Origin of the sequence: Coprococcus sp. ART55/1 (genome assembly GCF_000210595.1) — a bacterium.
Classification (GTDB): domain Bacteria; phylum Bacillota; class Clostridia; order Lachnospirales; family Lachnospiraceae; genus Coprococcus; species Coprococcus aceti.
In genome coordinates this window covers 2,845,988-2,847,364 of sequence record NC_021018.1, presented here as the reverse complement: position 1 = coordinate 2,847,364, position 1,377 = coordinate 2,845,988, and the positions used below count along the sequence as shown (strand labels likewise).

Annotated in this window: 1 protein-coding gene and 1 pseudogene; both read left to right on the top strand. The window is 42.3% G+C overall.

Features of this window, described 5'->3' with window-relative positions:
- Positions 1–335: pseudogene (locus tag CCU_RS12825) on the top strand (anti-sigma factor family protein); the annotation flags it as partial.
- A gap of 42 nt (positions 336–377) precedes the next feature.
- On the top strand, positions 378–1,377 hold a 1,000-nt coding region (locus CCU_RS12820), incomplete at its 3' end, for a 5'-3' exonuclease (protein WP_305803644.1).

The following is a 1,377-nucleotide window of genomic DNA, read 5'->3' as shown; positions in this document are numbered from 1 at the left end:
AGCATCTTGAGGAAGAGATGAACAGACTTACCACGGTAAAGAGAATAGCAAATTCCACGATACTGGTCGGAATTGCAGCCGTTGTTGCCGGACTTATATGGTTGTACAGCGGTGCTCTTGACAAGGTCTACAACTATGAACAGAATTCCAAACTCAGTGAGCAACCTGAATACTATTATGCTGAATTCTTTGGCTCAAGACTTTTGGACGATTCCCGCTATGATCTCAGTGATATCGACAGATATTACGAAGAACAAAACAAAGTCAGGGATGAAAGTACGGAATTTATGCAGAATATCAAAAAATATAATGCAAATCATAAGGGTATCGAATAGTCAGAATACTCTATGGCGAGCGGTAAATAAGAGGAGGTTTTCATGCCAGATACAGGTAAAAAGATATTGATAATAGATGGACACAGCATACTTAACAGAGCTTTTTACGGGCTTCCGGATCTCACCAACTATGAGGGACTTCACACGAATGCTGTCCTCGGTTTTCTTAATATTATATTCAAGATAATCGACGAAGAGAATCCGACAAATGTATGCGTGGCATTTGACGTTAAACAGCCTACATTCAGACATCTTGTGTACAAAGAGTATAAGGGCACAAGAAAGCCTATGCCGGATGAACTGCGTGAGCAGGTACCACTCATAAAAGAAGTCTTGACAGCGATGAACGTCACCATAGTTGAGAAGGGTGGTTATGAGGCTGATGACATTATAGGAACATTGTCAAGAGTTGCAGATTCTGCCGGATACAAAGTCGTGATAGTATCGGGTGACAGGGATCTTCTTCAGCTTGCAACAGACAATATCCTCGTCCGTATTCCGAAGACAAAAGCAGGCGGAACCACGATAGAGAACTATTACGCAGACGATGTGAAGGATCTCTATGGAGTTACCCCAGTCCAGTTTATAGATATGAAGGGACTTATGGGAGATACGTCAGATAACATCCCAGGGGTTCCTGGAATAGGTGAAAAGACCGCCACAAAGATCATTCAGCAGTGGGGATCTGTGGCAGGAGCTCTTGAACATATAGACGAGATCAAGCCTCCTAAAGCCCAGAAAAATCTTGCGGAGTTCTCAGAACAGGCAATAATGTCCAGAGAGCTTGCGGCGATCAAACTTGACTGTGAACTGGATTTCAAGCTTGAGGATACCACATATGAGAATGCGTTTAATGACAATTCATACAACATTTTCAAAAGACTGGAATTCAAGAGTCTCTTAAAGAAGTTTGACAACCAGCAGACTGTAAGTGAACTGAAACCGGATATAACAGTGGTAAATTCTACAGCCGACTTTGCTTATATTGAGGATGCTGCAAAGAAATCAGAAGCTGTCGGTGTATACGTTGCCCACAGTGATG